The following is a 15,382-nucleotide window of genomic DNA, read 5'->3' as shown; positions in this document are numbered from 1 at the left end:
TCAGGCCGGCACGGCGTCGGCCACTGCGATGGCGGCCGGGGCCGGGGTGCCCTCGGAGACGGTCAGCACTTCGTAGCCGGTTTCGGTGACCAGGATCATGTGCTCCCACTGGGCCGACAGGCTGCGGTCCTTGGTCTTGATGGTCCAGCCGTCCGGCATCTCGCGGATTTCGCGCCGGCCGGCGTTGATCATCGGCTCGATCGTGAAGATCATGCCGGGGACCAGTTCCTCGCCGGTGCCCGGACGGCCGTAGTGCAGCACTTGCGGTTCCGAGTGGAACACCTTGCCGATCCCGTGGCCGCAGAATTCGCGCACCACCGAGAAGCCGGCTTTTTCCGCGTGCTGCTGGATCGCGTGGCCGATGTCGCCCAGGCGCGCGCCCGGCTTGACCTTGGCGATGCCCAGCCACATGCATTCATACGTGATGTCGGACAGGCGCTTGGCCAGGATCGACGGCTGGCCCACAAAAAACATGCGGCTGTTGTCGCCGTGGTAGCCATCCTTGGTGATGACGGTGACGTCGATGTTGACCACGTCACCGCTCTTGAGCACCTTGTCGCCCGGGATGCCGTGGCAGATCACGTCGTTGACCGAGGTGCAGACCGATTTCGGGAACGGGGTGTAGCCGGGCGGGGCATAGTCGAGCGGAGCCGGGACCGTGCCTTGCACGTTGACCATGTATTCATGGCAAAGGCGGTCGAGTTCGCCGGTAGTGACGCCGGGCTTGACGAACGGCGTGATGTAGTCGAGCACTTCGGAGCCGAGGCGGCCGGCGATGCGCATGCCCTCGATGTCGTCAAGGGTATTGATGGTGATGGACATGGGAAGATGTGTGCGGATGCGTTCTATGATCCCGCGATTATATGTGATCCGGCGTCCCGAATGTGTGCAAGCTTGAAATCCCGGCGGAATACCGCTAGAATCTCGGGTTGCTCGCATTTGTATCGCGAGATGCGATACGAGCAACGTTGCAAGCGAGTTTTATCTCGGACTTTTTAAATCGCGAATACGGCCGACAAGGGTGCCCGCAAACGGGTGTACCGGCCGGTATTCAAGACCCAACCCTGGAGAATTATCATGGCAGTTACTATGCGCGACATGCTGGAAGCCGGCATTCACTTTGGCCACCAGACCCGTTTCTGGAACCCGAAAATGGCACCGTTCATCTTCGGTCATCGCAACAAGATCCACATCATCAACCTGGAAAAGACCATGGCGATGTACCAGGATGCGATGAAGGCCATCAAGCAGATCGCTTCGAACCGCGGCACCATCCTGATGGTCGGCACCAAGCGCCAGGCGCGCGACATCATCGCCGCTGAAGCCCAGCGCGCGGGCGTGCCGTACGTCGACCAGCGCTGGCTGGGCGGCATGCTGACCAACTTCAAGACCATCAAGACCTCGATCAAGCGCCTGAAGGACATGGAAGCCGCCGTCGAGTCGGGCGAAGTCGAGAAGATGAGCAAGAAAGAAGCGCTGATGTTCTCGCGCGAAATGGAAAAGCTGCAGAAGTCGATCGGCGGCATCAAGGACCTGGGCGGTGTCCCGGACGCGATCTTCATCGTCGACGTCGGCTACCACAAGGGCGCCATCACCGAAGCCGAAAAGCTGGGCATCCCGGTCATCGGCGTGGTCGACACCAACCACTCGCCGGAAGGCGTGACCTACGTGATCCCGGGTAACGACGACTCGTCGAAGGCGATTACCCTGTACGCACGCGGCGTCGCCGATGCGATCCTGGAAGGCCGCGCCAACGCGACCAACGAAGTCGCCGAGATGGTCAAGTCGGCCGACGACTTCGTCGAAGTGCCTGAGCAGGCGTAATTCGCAAGCGGACCTCGCGTCCGCCGCAAGTCAGAAAGGGGCGCCGAGCCTGAGGTCGAGCGCCCCTTTTTTGCAAGCAGAATTCAGCAAAACCCCAAAATCGAAGAACTCAAGTATTAGGAGAAATAACATGGCAGCGATTACTGCAGCGATGGTCGGCGAACTGCGCGCCAAGACCGATGCCCCGATGATGGAATGCAAGAAGGCACTGACCGAAGCCGAAGGCGACATGGGCCGTGCCGAAGAGATCCTGCGCGTCAAGCTGGGCGGCAAGGCTTCGAAAGCCGCGTCGCGCGTGACCGCCGAAGGCGTGGTGGCCGCTTACGTCGCCGGCAACATCGGCGCGCTGGTGGAAGTCAACAGCGAAACCGACTTCGTCGCCAAGAACGACGACTTCCTGGCCATGGTCAACCTGGCCGCCAAGCTGGTCGCCGAGCAGAACCCGGCCGACGTCGCCGCCCTGGCCGCCCTGCCGGTCGACGGCAAGACCTTCGACGACGTGCGTACCGCCCTGATCGGTAAAATCGGCGAGAACATGACCGTGCGCCGCTTCCAGCGCTTCGAGACCACCGACAAGCTGGCTTCGTACCTGCACGGCGCCCGCATCGGCGTGATCGTCGAGTACAGCGGCGCCGACGAGCAAGTCGGCAAGGACGTCGCGATGCACATCGCCGCGATGAAGCCGGTCGCCCTGTCGTCGGAGCAAGTGCCGGCCGACCTGATCGAGAAAGAGCGTTCGGTCGCCCAGCTGAAAGCCAAGGAAGACGCCGACAAGGCCGTCGCCGAAGGCAAGCAGCCGCAGTCGGACGAGATCGTCGCCAAGCGTATCGAAGGCGGCGTTGCCAAGTACCTCAAGGAAGTCTCGCTGCTGAACCAGGCGTTCGTCAAGAACGACAAGCAGAGCATCGAGCAGATGCTGAAGGCCGCCGGCGCCAGCGTGAAGAGCTTCACGATGTACGTGGTCGGCGAAGGCATCGAGAAGAAAGTCGACGACTTCGCAGCAGAAGTGGCAGCCCAGATGGCTGCTGCCAAGCAGTAACAAAATGAAACGGGCCGCAAGGCCCGTTTTTGCAGGCGGGTACACTGTACGCGCCTGCAGCGCCGTACCGAATTCGAATCATCTAATCTAGGAGCCCCATTCATGACAAAACCAGCCTACCAACGAGTCCTCCTCAAACTGTCTGGCGAAGCGCTGATGGGCGACGACCAGTTCGGCATCAACCGCGCCACCATCGAACGCATGGTGGCCGATGTCGCAGAGGTGCAGAAGCTGGGCGTGGAGCTGGCGGTGGTGATCGGTGGCGGCAACATCTTCCGCGGCGTGGCGCCGGGCGCGCAAGGCATGGACCGCGCGACCGCCGACTACATGGGCATGCTGGCCACCGTCATGAATGCGCTGGCGCTGGCCGACGCGATGCGCCAGCAGGGCATCACGGCGCGCGTGATGTCGGCGATCGGCATCGAGCAGGTGGTCGAGCCTTACGTGCGTCCGAAGGCGCTGCAATACCTGGAAGAGGGCAAGGTGGTGGTGTTCGCCGCCGGTACCGGCAACCCGTTCTTCACCACCGACACCGCGGCCGCGCTGCGCGGTTCCGAGATCTCCGCCGAGATCGTGCTGAAGGCAACCAAGGTCGATGGCGTATATACTGCCGATCCGAAGAAGGACCCGAACGCCACCCGCTACGAGTCGATTTCCTTCGACGAGGCGATCGCCAAGCACCTGCAGGTGATGGACGCCACCGCGTTCGCCCTGTGCCGCGACCAGAAACTGCCGATCAAGGTGTTCTCGATCGTCAAGCCGGGTGCGCTCAAGCGTGTCATCATGGGTGAAGACGAAGGTACACTGGTCCACGTTTGAAATAAAAATAAGCGTTTGAGTTCCGTTTTAGAATAAATACAGGAGAGCAGCATGTCTGTAGCTGACGTTAAGAAAAATGCCCAGGACAAGATGGCGAAATCCATCGAGACCCTGCGCGCCAACCTGGCCAAGGTCCGTACCGGCCGCGCCCACCCCGGCCTGCTGGACTCGGTCATGGTCGAGTACTATGGCGCCCCGACCCAGTTGTCGCAGGTCGCCAACGTGACCCTGATCGACGCCCGCACCCTCGGCGTGCAGCCGTACGAGAAGAAAATGCTGAACACGGTGGAAAAGGCGATCCGCGAGTCGGACCTGGGCCTGAACCCGTCGTCGTTCGGCGAAATGATCCGCGTGCCGACCCCGGCCCTGACCGAAGAGCGCCGCAAGGAAATGGTCAAGCTGTGCAAGTCGGAAGCCGAGGACGCCAAGATTGCCGTGCGCAACGTGCGCCGCGACGCCAACGAACAGCTGAAAAAGCTGGTCAAGGACAAGTCGATCTCGGAAGACGACGAGCGCCGCGCTTCGGACGACATCCAGAAGCTGACCGACAAGGCGGTGGTCGACATCGATAAATTGGTTGCCGAGAAAGAAAAAGAAGTCATGACGGTGTAAGCTGTCACCTGGCGGCCCGCGCCGCCCGATGTCAGCCGGGGGCGGGTGCACCCGCTTCGGGTAACACCCCCTGGGCCGGCCGGGCTAGCAGCCCCGCCGGTCCGTTGCCCCTTGTTCAATGCCGTTTTGCCGGATCATCTGGCCCGATTTATGATTTTCAAAAGTTCGACCACCGCAGTTCCCGACGCGCCGCCGGTGCCGCGCCATATCGCCATCATCATGGATGGCAATGGTCGCTGGGCCACCAAGCGCCTGCTCCCGCGCGTGGCCGGTCACGTCAAGGGCGTGGATGCGGTGCGCAAGATCGTCGAGGCCTGCGTCGAGCGCGGCGTCGAGTACCTGACGCTGTTCGCGTTTTCGTCGGAAAACTGGCGCCGCCCGGCCGACGAAGTGTCCTATCTGATGGGCCTGTTCGTCAGCGCGCTCGAGCGCGAAGTGGCGAAGATGCACGCCAATAATATCCGCCTCAAGGTGGTCGGTGACCTCAGCCGCTTCGACGCCAAGCTGCAGGACATGATCGCCAACGCCGAACGCCGCACCGCCAACAACAGCCGCCTGACCGTCAGCGTGTGCGCCAACTACGGCGGCCGCTGGGACATCATGCAGGCTACAGCCAAGATGGTGGCCGCCAACCCGGGCGTCACCGAATACACCGAAGAGATGCTCAGCCCGCACCTGGCGATGGCCTACGCGCCCGAGCCCGACCTGTTCATCCGCACCGGCGGGGAAGAGCGCATCTCGAATTTCCTGCTGTGGCAGCTCGCCTATTCGGAGCTGTACTTCACCGACAGTTTCTGGCCGGACTTCTCCACCGATTCGCTCGACACCGCGATCGCGTCCTACCAGAGCCGCGAACGCCGTTTCGGGCGGACCGGCGAACAAGTCGCCAACAAGGCCAAGAAAAGCTGATGCTCAAGACCCGCGTCATTACCGCCGTCGTACTGCTGGCAGTCCTGCTGCCCATCCTTTATTTCAACAACTTCATGGCGTTCGCCGTGGTGGCGACGGTGTGCTTCGGCGCCGCCATCTGGGAATGCTTCCGACTGTTCAACCCGGGCACCCAGAACGCGCACATCATCGCCTTGTTGTGGGCCGCGGTGTTCGCGGTGTCGGTATGGAACGGCCGCATCGAGCCGGCGGTCTGGGCGGCGCTGAGCATGGCGTTGTGGATCGCGCGCTTCGCGCCCTCGCTCAAGACCGGCCTGCCGCCGCTGGGCACGCCCGCGAATACGCTGCTCAGCGTGGTCTACGGCTGCGCCATCGTCGGCTGCTTCGCCGCCATCGTCGACCTGTTCTCGCACTCGCCGCTGTACCTGCTGTCGGTGATGGCGATCGTCTGGGTGGCCGACATCGGCGCCTATTTTGCCGGCAAGGCCTTCGGCAAGCGCAAGCTCGCGCCCAGTATCTCGCCGGGCAAATCGTGGGAAGGCGCGATCGGCGGCGGCGTCGCCGTGCTGGTGCTGGCCTCGCTCTCGGTCGCCTTCGGCGGCCCGATGTTCGCCGACACCTTCGCCGCGCACGTCCAGCGCGCCTGGGGCTGGGTGCCGATGCTGGCCGTCCTGGTCGTCATCGCCGCCTTCAGCGTCATCGGCGACCTGTTCGAATCGCAACTCAAGCGCCGCGCCGGCATGAAGGACAGCAGCAACCTGCTGCCCGGCCACGGCGGCGTGCTCGACCGGATCGACGCCCTGATCCCGGTACTGCCGCTGGCGGCCCTGATCGGCGCCCGCCTTTGAACATATTGGTCGCGCTCACATCGGCGGGCTTCCCCGGGAACCGGAACAAGCCCGCCGACGGTCAAACCCGCCAGGGTCCCCGCATCGTGAACGGACCTGAGGAGCAATCATGCAACGCATAACCATCCTGGGCGCCACCGGCTCGATCGGCGTCTCGACCCTCGACGTGCTGGCGCGTCATCCCGACAAATACCGCGTGCACGCGCTCAGCGCCCACGGCCGTGTCGACGAGCTGGCCGAGCAGTGCCGCGTGTTCCGTCCGCAGCGCGCCGTGGTCGGCAGCGCCGAGGCGGCGCAACGCCTGGCCGCGCTGGTCGACGGCCTGGGCATCGACGTCGCTTACGGCGAGCGAGCCTTGTGCGAGATCGCCTCGAGCGATGACACCGACACGGTGATGGCCGCCATCGTCGGCGCCGCCGGCCTCGCGCCCACGCTCGCGGCCGCGCGCGCCGGCAAGAAAGTTCTGCTGGCCAACAAGGAAGCGCTGGTCATGTCCGGCCAGCTGTTCATGGACGCCGTGCGCGAGCACGAGGCGACCCTGCTGCCGATCGACAGCGAGCACAACGCGATCTTCCAGTCGCTGCCCGCGCACTACGCGCGTGGCCCGCAGGCCGCCGGCGTGGCGAAGATCCTCCTGACCGCATCCGGCGGCCCGTTCCTGAACCGCGCGGTCGAGACGCTCTCCAACGTGACGCCGGACGAGGCCTGCAAGCATCCGAACTGGTCGATGGGCCGCAAGATCTCGGTCGACTCGGCCACGATGATGAACAAGGGCCTGGAAGTGATCGAGGCGCACTGGCTGTTCGGCGCTCCGGCCGAGCAGATCGAAGTGGTGATCCATCCGCAAAGCGTGATCCACTCGATGGTCTCGTACGTCGACGGCTCGGTGCTGGCCCAGCTCGGCAACCCCGACATGCGCACCCCGATCGCGCATGCGCTGGCCTACCCGGAGCGCATCGAATCCGGCGTCGCCCAGCTCGACCTGACCCAGACCGCGAGCCTGCAATTCCACAGGCCCGATTTCGGCCGCTTCCCGTGCCTGGCGCTGGCCTTCGACGCCTTGCGCGCCGGCGGCACCGCGCCGGCACTGCTGAATGCCGCCAATGAAGTGGCGGTGCAGGCGTTCCTCGAGCGCCGCATCGGTTTCCGCGACATCGACCGCGTGGTGCGCGGCGTGATGGACGACGTCGCGCACGGCGCCGCCGCCAGCATCGAGGCGGTGATGGCGCAGGACGCGCGCGCGCGCGAAGCGGCGCAGCGCCTGGTGGCCGGACTGCAGGGCGCACCTGCGCCGACGCGGGCCGCCGCGCAGGTGGCGGGTTGACGGGCGGGGTGGCGCGATGATTATCCTGCAGGCCGCACTGGCCTTCCTGGTGGCGATCGGCCCCCTGGTCATCTTCCACGAACTCGGGCACTACTGGGTCGCGCGCCTGTGCGGCGTGAAGGTGCTGCGCTTCTCGATCGGCATGGGCCGCATCGTCTGGTCGCGCCGCTTCGGTCCCGACCAGACCGAGTGGGCGATCTCCGCCTTGCCGATCGGCGGCTACGTCAAGATGCTCGACGCGCGCGATCCGAGCACCGGTCCGGTCGCCGCGGCCGACGAGGCGCGCGAATTCACCCGCCAGAGCGTGTGGAAGCGCATCGCCATCGTGGCCGCCGGCCCGCTAGCCAACTTCGTGCTCGCCATCGTCGTGATGGCGCTGCTGTTCATGCACGGCAAGCAGGAGCCGGGCACGCGCCTGCGCGCGATGGCGCCCGCGACCGCGGTGTACCAGGCCGGCGTGCGCGGCGGCGACAGCATCGTCGGCGTGAACGGCCGCGCGGTCCAGTCGTGGGCCGAGATGCGCTGGGAAATCGTGCGCGCCGCGATCGACCGGCGCGCCGCCGAACTCGACGTACGCGGCGCCGAGGGCGCGACCTACCGCGCCGTGATCCCGGCCCAGAAGGTGGCCGGGCTGAACGTCGACGGCGACGTCATGGGCGCGCTCGGCATGCAGATGTGGCGTCCGCGTCCGCGCGTCGACGAGGTGCTGCCGGGCGGCCCGGCCGCGCGCGCAGGCGTGCAGGCGGGCGACGTGATCGTCTCCATCGACGGCAAGGCGGTGGCCGATTTCGAAGACTTCACCGGCGCCGTGCAGCCCGCCGCCGGCCGCACGCTGCAGCTGACCGTGCTGCGCAAAGGGCGCGAGCTGGTGCTGCCGGTGACGCCGGAGCGCGATCCCAGGAGCGGTGGCGCGGTGGTGCGCCTGCTGGTGGCGCAGACGCCCGAGATGGTGCGGGTGCAGGAAGGTCCGATCCAGGCCGTGGCCAAGGGCGCGCAGCGCACCTGGGAGACCAGCACCATGACGCTCAAGATGATCGGCAAGATGGTCGTGGGCCAGGTCTCGCTGAAGAACGTGAGCGGTCCGCTGACGATTGCCGACGCCGCGCGCCAGACCGCGCGCTCCGGATTGGAGACCTTTCTCGAGTTCATCGCCTTCGTCTCCGTCAGCCTGGGTGTAATGAATCTGTTACCAATTCCCGTTCTGGACGGTGGCCATTTGCTGTATTATTCGCTGGAAGTTTTGACCGGGCGACCCGTGTCCGCGCGCATCGGCGAGATCGCGCAGCGCGCCGGGGTCGGCCTGCTGTTCATGCTGATGGCGCTTGCCGTCTTCAACGACCTGGTGCGGCTGCTCTGATGGTGTCCCGACAAGGACCCGGAGCGGCACAAGCGCGGGCGAAGAATACGTATGTTGTCCAATGACTGACCGATTGATCCAAGCAATGAAATTACATCAAGATCGTTTTGCCCTGTCGCGTATCGCCTCGCCACACTTTCGCCGCAGCCTGATCGGCGGCGCGGTGCTGGCCGTGTGCGCCGGCCATGCCTACGCAGTCGCGCCTTTCGTCGTCAAGGACATCCGGGTCGAAGGCATCCAGCGTACCGAGGCGGGCACCGTGTTCAGCTACCTGCCGGTGCGCGTGGGCGAGACCTTCGACGACGACAAGGGCACCGCGGCGATCAAGGCCCTGTACGCCACCGGCTTCTTCAAGGACGTGCGCCTGGAAGAAGACAACGGCGTGCTGGTGGTGCTGGTCGAGGAGCGCCCCGCGATCGCCTCGGTGGACTTCACCGGCACCAAGGAATTCGAAAAGGACATGCTGGTCAAGGCGCTGCGTGAAATCGGCGTCGGCGAGACCAAGATCTTCGACAAGGCCTCGGTCGACCGCGCCGAGCAGGAGCTCAAGCGCCAGTACCTGTCGCACGGCCTGTACGGCGTGAAGATCACCACGACCATCACCCCGATCGAGCGCAACCGCGTGAACGTCATGTTCAACGTGGACGAGGGCGACATCGCCAAGATCAAGCAGATCAACATCGTCGGCAACAAGGTCTTCTCGGACAAGGAATTGCGCAAGCTCCTGCAGCTCAATACCTCCGGCTGGTTCACCTGGTATTCGAAGGCCGACCAGTACTCGAAGCAGAAGCTGACCGGCGACCTGGAAACCATCAAGTCCTGGTACCTGAACCACGGCTACCTGGAAGTGAACGTCGAATCGACCCAGGTCGCGATCACGCCGGACAAGAAGGACATCTACCTGACCATCAACATCACCGAGGGCGAGAAGTACACCGTCACCGGCGTGAAGGTGGATGGCGAGACCTTCGGGCGCGAACAGGAACTCAAGAACCTGATCCTGCTGAAACCGGGCCAGGTCTATTCGGGCGAGCTGCAGGAAGCGTCCAACAAGCGCATCGCCGACCGCCTGGCGAGCTTCGGCTACGCTTTTGCCAACGTCAACGCCAACCCGGAAATCAACCGCGACAAGCACGAGGTGGCCTTCACCTTCTTCATCGATCCGGGTAAGCGCGCCTACGTGCGCCACATGACCATCTCCGGCAACACGGTCACGCGCGACGAAGTGATCCGGCGTGAATTCCGCCAGTTCGAAAGCTCGTGGTACGACCCGAACCGCGTGAAGATCTCGCGCGACCGCGTCGACCGCCTCGGCTACTTCAAGGACGTCACCGTCGAGACGCCGGAATCGCAGGGCACCAACGACCAGGTCGACGTCAACATCGCCGTCACCGAACGCCCGACCGGCAACTTCCAGATCGGCGGCGCGTTCTCGCAGGCCGAGAAGTTCACCTTCACGGCGGCGATCACGCAGGCCAACTTCGCCGGCAGCGGCAACACGGTCGGCATCGAGCTCAACACCAGCAAGTACAACCGCACGGTCTCGTTCTCCCAGACCAACCCGTACTTCACCGACGACGGCGTGTCGCGCGCGTTCCAGCTGTACCTGCGCACCTCGCGTCCGCCGGCGGTGAACATCGGTTCGTACACGGTGCGCCAGACCGGCGCCAACGAGACCTTCGGCGTGCCGTTCTCGGACAGCGACATGGTCTACTTCGGCGCCGGCCTGGAACGCACCGCGCTCGAGACCGACGAGAGCTCGCCGACCCTGTACAAGAACTTCGTGGCGCAGAACGGCGGCCCGGCCAGCGGTATCGGCGACGCCAAGACCAACGCGGTGCCGTTCACGATCGCCTGGGGCCGCGACACCCGCGACAGCGCGACCACGCCGACGCGCGGCCGCTACCAGCGCGCCAACCTGGAAGTCGACTTCATCGGCGACGCCAAGTACTACCGCATGATCTACGATCACGAGTGGTACCGTCCGGTGACCAGCTGGATGACGCTGGCGCTCAAGGGCGAGCTCGATTACGGCCACGGCATCGGCGGCCACGCCTACCCGGTCTTCAAGAACTTCTACGGCGGCGGCATCGGCTCGGTGCGCGGCTACGAAAGCTCGTCGCTGGGTATCGTCGACCCGTTCACCTACGACGCCCTGGGCGGCTCCAAGCGCGTCATCGGCAACGCCGAGCTGCAGTTCCCGTTCCCGGGCAGCGGCCAGGATCGCTCGCTGCGCTGGTTCACTTTCGCCGACACCGGCCAGGTGTTCCAGGAGAACGAGAAGATCCGCGCCGACCAGTTCCGCTACTCGGCGGGTATCGGCCTGTCGTGGATTTCTCCTGTGGGTCCGCTCAAGTTGAGTTATGCTAAGCCCTTGAACGCCAAGCCGGGCGATCGCCTGGAACGCTTCCAGTTCCAGATGGGCACCGGCTTCTGACGGCCCACGCCACGAGAAGGATAGTCGGAACCATGTTGAACAAAACGATCGCCTCGCTGCCGCGCTGCCTGGTCCTGGCTGCGCTGTGGGCGGGCGCGCTGCCCGCGGCGCACGCCCAGGCGCAGGCCGCGGCGGTGCAGGCCGCGCCGAGCCGCATCGGCTACGTCTTCACCGAACGGCTGATGACCGAGTCGAAACTGGCCAAGGCGGCCGACTCGCGCATCCAGGGCGAGTTCTCCAAGCGCCAGAAGTCGCTGGACGATGCGGTCGCGCGCTTCAAGAGCGCACGCGAGAAGTTCGACGAGGATGCGCCCAAGCTGGCGGACCTCGAGCGCACCAGGCGCACACGCGAGCTGCTCGACATGGAAAAGGACTTGCAGCGGATGCAGCGCGAGTACAACGAAGACCTGTTCCAGCGCAAGAACGAAGAGCGCGCCGCGATCTCGCAAAAGGCTTACAAGCTGATCGAGCAGATCGCCGAGCAGGATCATCTCGACATCGTGCTCGAGGGCGCGGTGTGGGCCAGCCCGCGCATCGACATCACGGACAAGATCCTCAAGCAACTGGACAAGTAATATCCGTCGAGCCGAAGCGGCCGCGCCACGCGCGCAGCCGCTTCGGTTTTCTTTTTTATACCGGCGGCCGCGATCCGGCCGACAGTATCGACTCAACCTACGGAACGACCACGATGAGCACTCGACTCGGTGATTTGGTCGAACGCTTTGGTGGGCAGCTGGTGGGTGACCCGAACCTCGAGGTTTCGGCCATCGCACCGCTGGACAGCGCCGGCGATTCGCACATCAGCTTTCTCAGCAACAGCAAATTTCGCGCGCTGGCCGCGCAGAGCAGGGCCGCGGCGCTGATCCTCGCGCCGATGGACGACACCATCGTCGGCGCGACCTACGAAGGCGCGCGCATCGTCAGCACCAACCCTTACGCCTACTTCGCACGCGTGGCGCAGTACTTCGCCGCGCTCGACGAGACGCCCCCGAGTCCGGGCGTGCACCCGAGCGCGACCGTCCACGCCAGCGCGCGCATCGACCCCAGCGCGCACGTCGGACCGCACGTGACGATCGAGGCCGACGCCGTCATCGCGGCGGGCGTGGTGATCGACCACGGCTGCTTCGTCGGCCACGGCGCCGAGATCGGCGAAGACACCCACCTGTTCGCCAACGTGACCTTCCACGCGCGTTGCAGCATCGGCAAGCGCGGCATCCTGCACTCCGGCGCCGTGATCGGCACCGACGGCTTCGGCTTCGCGCGCGAGAACGGCGTCTACCTCAAGATCCCGCAGACCGGGCGCGTGCTGATGGGCGACGACGTCGACGTCGGCGCCAACACGACCATCGACCGCGGCGCGCTCGACGACACCGTGATCGAGGACGGCGTCAAGCTCGACAACCAGATCCAGATCGGCCACAACTGCCGCATCGGCGCGAATACCGCGATGGCCGGTTGCGTGGGGGTGGCCGGCAGCGCGAAAATCGGCAAGAATTGCACCTTCGGCGGCGCCGCGATGGTGCTCGGCCACCTGGAAATCGCGGACAACGTCCACATCTCCTCGGGCACGATGGTGTCGCGCTCGGTGCTCGAGCCGGGCCAGTACACCGGTTTCTACCCGCTGGCCAAGAACGCCGAATGGGAAAAGAGCGCCGCCATCGTGCGCAACCTGTCCTCGATGCGGGACAAGATCCGCACGCTGGAAAAACAGATCAAATCACTGACGGAACAAGCAGAACAAAAATGACGACCCAAGACCAGAACGACACCTCGACCGCTGCCAAGACCCTGAACATCAACCAGATCAAGGAATACCTGCCGCACCGTTATCCGCTGCTCCTGGTGGACCGCGTGGTCGATTATGAATTGGGCAAGACCATCACCGCGATCAAGAACGTCACCGTCAACGAAGAGTTCTTCAACGGTCACTTCCCGCACAAGCCGGTGATGCCGGGCGTGCTGATGGTCGAGGCGATGGCGCAGACCGCCGCGATCCTGTCGTTCATGACCATGGGCGTCAAGCCGGACGAGAGCTCGGTCGTGTATTTCGTCGGTATCGACAACGTGCGCTTCAAGCGTCCGGTCGAGCCGGGCGACCAGCTGCGCATGGACGTCGAGATCCTGCGCACCTCGCGCGGCATCTGGAAGTACAAGGCCACCGCCAGCGTCGACGGCAAGACCGCGGTCGAAGCGGAACTGATGTGCACGATCCGCGCCAACGAGACGGCCGCCGCACCCGCAGCGGCAGCGGGGCAGTAATGAGCAAGATTCATCCGAGCGCGATCGTCGATCCGAAGGCCGAACTGGACAGTTCGGTCGAGGTGGGCCCGTACTCGATCGTCGGTCCGCACGTGCGCATCGGCGCCGGCACCGTGGTCGGCCCGCACGTGGTCATCGAAGGCCACACGACGATCGGCCAGGACAACCGGATTTTCCAGTTCGCCTCGCTGGGCGCGGCGCCGCAGGACAAGAAATGGGCCGGCGAGCCGACCCGCCTGGAAGTCGGCGACCGCAACACCATCCGCGAGTTCGTCACCTTCAACACCGGCACCGTGCAGGACGAGGGCGTGACGCGCCTGGGCAACGACAACTGGATCTCGGCCTACGTGCACCTGGCGCACGACTGCCAGGTGGGCAGCAATACGATCTTTTCGAACAACGCCCAGCTGGCCGGCCACGTCCACGTGGGCGACTGGGCGATCCTGTCGGGCTACTGCGGCGTGCACCAGTTCTGCAAGATCGGCGCGCATGCCTTCATCGGCATGTACACCAGCCTGACCCAGGACGTGCCGCCGTTCGTGCTGGTCTCGGGCAATCCGGCCGAGGCGCACGGCGTCAACATCGAGGGCATCAAGCGGCGCGGCTTCACGCGCGAGCAGATCAACGCCATCCGCGCCGCCTACAAGACCATCTACCGCTCCGGCCTGACGCTGGAAGAGGCGAAAGCCAGGCTGCAGGAAGACGAAGCGGCGGCCGGCGACGCAGCCGCCGACGTGCGCGCGATGCGCGCGTTCCTCGACACGGCCAGCCGTGGCATCGTCCGCTGACCAGGCCGTGCCGGCCCCGGCGACGGCCACCACCCTGGCCGTCGTCGCCGGCGAGGTCTCCGGCGACATGCTGGCCGCGCGCCTGATGGCCGGCATCAAGCCGCGCCTGGCCGACGTGCGCTTTTCCGGCATCGGCGGCCCGCGCATGGCCGAGCAGGGCCTGGTTTCCGATGTGCCGCTCGATACGCTGGCGGTGCGCGGCCTGCTGCCGGTGCTGTTGCGTTACCGCGAACTCAAGGGCTACCAGACGCGCCTGCGCGACCGCCTGCTGGCCGAGCGGCCGGCCGCCTTCATCGGCGCCGACTACCCCGGCTTCAACCTGGGCCTGGAGGAGCAGCTGCGCGCCGCCGGCATCCCGACCCTGCACTTCGTCGGGCCGCAAATCTGGGCCTGGCGCGGCGGGCGCATCAAGAAGATCCAGCGCGCGGTGTCGCACATGCTTCTGATCTTCCCGTTCGAGGAAGCGCTCTACCGGGAGGCCCGCGTGCCGGCGACCTATATCGGCCATCCGCTGGCCGAGCAGATCCCGACGACGCCCGACGTGGCAGGGGCCAGGCGCCAGCTCGGCATTGCGCCCGATGCGAAAGTCGTGACCGTGATGCCGGGCAGCCGCATGGCGGAGATCAAGCACCTCTCCGTGCCGTTCACCGGCGCGGTGGCGCGGATCGCCGCGCGCGACCGGACCGTGCGGTTCATCGCGCCGATGGCGGGCGCGCGCCAGACGGCGTATTTCAGGGAGCTGGTGACGAAAGCCGGGCTGTCCGAGGTGCTCGAGAGCGGTACGCTGCGGCTGGTCGACGGCCAGTCGCACGCCTGCATCGCCGCGGCCGATGCCGTGCTGGCGGCGTCGGGCACGGCAACGCTCGAGGTGGCGCTGTTCAAGAAGCCGATGGTGATCGCCTACAAGGTCATGCCGGCGGAATGGATGCTGATCCGCCACATGGGCTACCTGCCCTGGATCGGGCTGCCGAACATCCTGTCGCGCGACTTCGTGGTGCCGGAATTCCTGCAGCACGCGGCCACGCCCGAGGCGCTGGCCGAGGCCACGTGGTTCCAGCTGACGGACGAGAACAACCGCGCGCGCCTGGCGCAGCGCTTTGCCGAGATCCACCACAGCCTGCTGCGCGACAGCGCGCGGCTCAGCGCCGACGCGGTGCTGCAAGTGATCGGCAAGTCAACAAGCTAAG

General features: G+C 65.3%; 15 protein-coding genes. 14 read left to right on the top strand and 1 reads right to left on the bottom strand.

The annotated features are described in order from the left end of the window. The gene (gene map, locus FA90_RS08465) at positions 1-822 is read right to left on the bottom strand and encodes a type I methionyl aminopeptidase (RefSeq protein WP_036167922.1); all 822 of its coding nucleotides are present in this window, start codon (positions 820-822) and stop codon (positions 1-3) included. Positions 823-1,077: 255 nt separating this feature from the next. On the opposite strand from map, the gene rpsB reads away from it, so the two are divergent. From rpsB to lpxB, 14 genes are all read left to right on the top strand, one after another. Continuing rightward, entirely contained in the window at positions 1,078-1,824 is a 747-nt protein-coding gene (rpsB, locus tag FA90_RS08460; RefSeq protein WP_036167920.1) for a 30S ribosomal protein S2, read from the top strand. Positions 1,825-1,954: 130 nt separating this feature from the next. Further along, positions 1,955-2,863 carry a translation elongation factor Ts gene (gene tsf, locus FA90_RS08455; RefSeq protein WP_036167919.1) on the top strand — a complete coding sequence of 303 codons (909 nt, stop codon included), beginning with the start codon at positions 1,955-1,957 and terminating at the stop codon, positions 2,861-2,863. 102 nt (positions 2,864-2,965) lie between these two features. Continuing rightward, a complete protein-coding gene (gene pyrH, locus FA90_RS08450; RefSeq protein WP_036167916.1) occupies positions 2,966-3,682 on the top strand; it encodes a UMP kinase in 717 nt (238 codons plus the stop codon). A gap of 51 nt (positions 3,683-3,733) precedes the next feature. Further along, a complete protein-coding gene (frr, locus tag FA90_RS08445) occupies positions 3,734-4,294 on the top strand; it encodes a ribosome recycling factor (RefSeq protein WP_036167913.1) in 561 nt (186 codons plus the stop codon). A gap of 150 nt (positions 4,295-4,444) precedes the next feature. Then, positions 4,445-5,203, top strand: a complete 759-nt coding sequence (gene uppS, locus FA90_RS08440; protein WP_036167910.1) for a polyprenyl diphosphate synthase — start codon at positions 4,445-4,447, stop codon at positions 5,201-5,203. Next, positions 5,203-6,030, top strand: a complete 828-nt coding sequence (locus tag FA90_RS08435; protein ID WP_036167907.1) for a phosphatidate cytidylyltransferase — start codon at positions 5,203-5,205, stop codon at positions 6,028-6,030. Before uppS ends, FA90_RS08435 begins: the two co-directional genes overlap by 1 nt. 106 nt (positions 6,031-6,136) lie before the next feature. Further along, on the top strand, positions 6,137-7,354 hold the full coding sequence (gene ispC, locus FA90_RS08430; protein WP_197065365.1) for a 1-deoxy-D-xylulose-5-phosphate reductoisomerase: 1,218 nt from the start codon (positions 6,137-6,139) through the stop codon (positions 7,352-7,354). A gap of 16 nt (positions 7,355-7,370) precedes the next feature. After that, positions 7,371-8,711: an RIP metalloprotease RseP gene (rseP, locus tag FA90_RS08425; RefSeq protein WP_036167904.1), complete on the top strand. Its 1,341-nt coding sequence runs from the start codon at positions 7,371-7,373 to the stop codon at positions 8,709-8,711. Positions 8,712-8,796: 85 nt separating this feature from the next. Beyond that, positions 8,797-11,148, top strand: a complete 2,352-nt coding sequence (bamA, locus tag FA90_RS08420) for an outer membrane protein assembly factor BamA (RefSeq protein ID WP_036167901.1) — start codon at positions 8,797-8,799, stop codon at positions 11,146-11,148. A gap of 32 nt (positions 11,149-11,180) precedes the next feature. Then, positions 11,181-11,723, top strand: a complete 543-nt coding sequence (locus FA90_RS08415) for an OmpH family outer membrane protein (RefSeq protein ID WP_036167897.1) — start codon at positions 11,181-11,183, stop codon at positions 11,721-11,723. Positions 11,724-11,836: 113 nt separating this feature from the next. Then, complete coding sequence (gene lpxD, locus FA90_RS08410; protein ID WP_036167894.1) at positions 11,837-12,895, top strand: UDP-3-O-(3-hydroxymyristoyl)glucosamine N-acyltransferase; 1,059 nt, start codon at positions 11,837-11,839, stop codon at positions 12,893-12,895. Then, positions 12,892-13,407: a 3-hydroxyacyl-ACP dehydratase FabZ gene (gene fabZ, locus FA90_RS08405; RefSeq protein WP_036167891.1), complete on the top strand. Its 516-nt coding sequence runs from the start codon at positions 12,892-12,894 to the stop codon at positions 13,405-13,407. Before lpxD ends, fabZ begins: the two co-directional genes overlap by 4 nt. Further along, positions 13,407-14,195, top strand: a complete 789-nt coding sequence (lpxA, locus tag FA90_RS08400) for an acyl-ACP--UDP-N-acetylglucosamine O-acyltransferase (RefSeq protein WP_036167889.1) — start codon at positions 13,407-13,409, stop codon at positions 14,193-14,195. The genes fabZ and lpxA overlap by 1 nt, the downstream gene beginning before the upstream one ends. Next, positions 14,179-15,381 (top strand): lipid-A-disaccharide synthase, encoded by a 1,203-nt coding sequence (gene lpxB, locus FA90_RS08395; protein ID WP_036167886.1) that lies wholly within the window; start codon positions 14,179-14,181, stop codon positions 15,379-15,381. Before lpxA ends, lpxB begins: the two co-directional genes overlap by 17 nt. The last annotated feature ends 1 nt before the right edge of the window (position 15,382 follow it).

The organism is Massilia sp. 9096, from assembly GCF_000745265.1.
GTDB lineage: Bacteria > Pseudomonadota > Gammaproteobacteria > Burkholderiales > Burkholderiaceae_D > Telluria.
Note: the sequence above shows the minus strand (reverse complement) of the source record. Positions and strands in the feature narration are given on the sequence as shown.

Excerpts from the sequence above, each read along its gene's own strand:
- lpxA (WP_036167889.1), top strand. The coding sequence starts at position 13,407 with ATGAGCAAGATTCATCCGAGCGCGATCGTCGATCCGAAGGCCGAACTG.
- rseP (WP_036167904.1), top strand. The coding sequence starts at position 7,371 with ATGATTATCCTGCAGGCCGCACTGGCCTTCCTGGTGGCGATCGGCCCC.
- bamA (WP_036167901.1), top strand. The coding sequence starts at position 8,797 with ATGAAATTACATCAAGATCGTTTTGCCCTGTCGCGTATCGCCTCGCCA.
- fabZ (WP_036167891.1), top strand. The coding sequence starts at position 12,892 with ATGACGACCCAAGACCAGAACGACACCTCGACCGCTGCCAAGACCCTG.
- lpxD (WP_036167894.1), top strand. The coding sequence starts at position 11,837 with ATGAGCACTCGACTCGGTGATTTGGTCGAACGCTTTGGTGGGCAGCTG.
- uppS (WP_036167910.1), top strand. The coding sequence starts at position 4,445 with ATGATTTTCAAAAGTTCGACCACCGCAGTTCCCGACGCGCCGCCGGTG.
- map (WP_036167922.1), bottom strand. The coding sequence starts at position 822 with ATGTCCATCACCATCAATACCCTTGACGACATCGAGGGCATGCGCATC.
- tsf (WP_036167919.1), top strand. The coding sequence starts at position 1,955 with ATGGCAGCGATTACTGCAGCGATGGTCGGCGAACTGCGCGCCAAGACC.
- FA90_RS08415 (WP_036167897.1), top strand. The coding sequence starts at position 11,181 with ATGTTGAACAAAACGATCGCCTCGCTGCCGCGCTGCCTGGTCCTGGCT.
- frr (WP_036167913.1), top strand. The coding sequence starts at position 3,734 with ATGTCTGTAGCTGACGTTAAGAAAAATGCCCAGGACAAGATGGCGAAA.
- FA90_RS08435 (WP_036167907.1), top strand. The coding sequence starts at position 5,203 with ATGCTCAAGACCCGCGTCATTACCGCCGTCGTACTGCTGGCAGTCCTG.
- rpsB (WP_036167920.1), top strand. The coding sequence starts at position 1,078 with ATGGCAGTTACTATGCGCGACATGCTGGAAGCCGGCATTCACTTTGGC.
- pyrH (WP_036167916.1), top strand. The coding sequence starts at position 2,966 with ATGACAAAACCAGCCTACCAACGAGTCCTCCTCAAACTGTCTGGCGAA.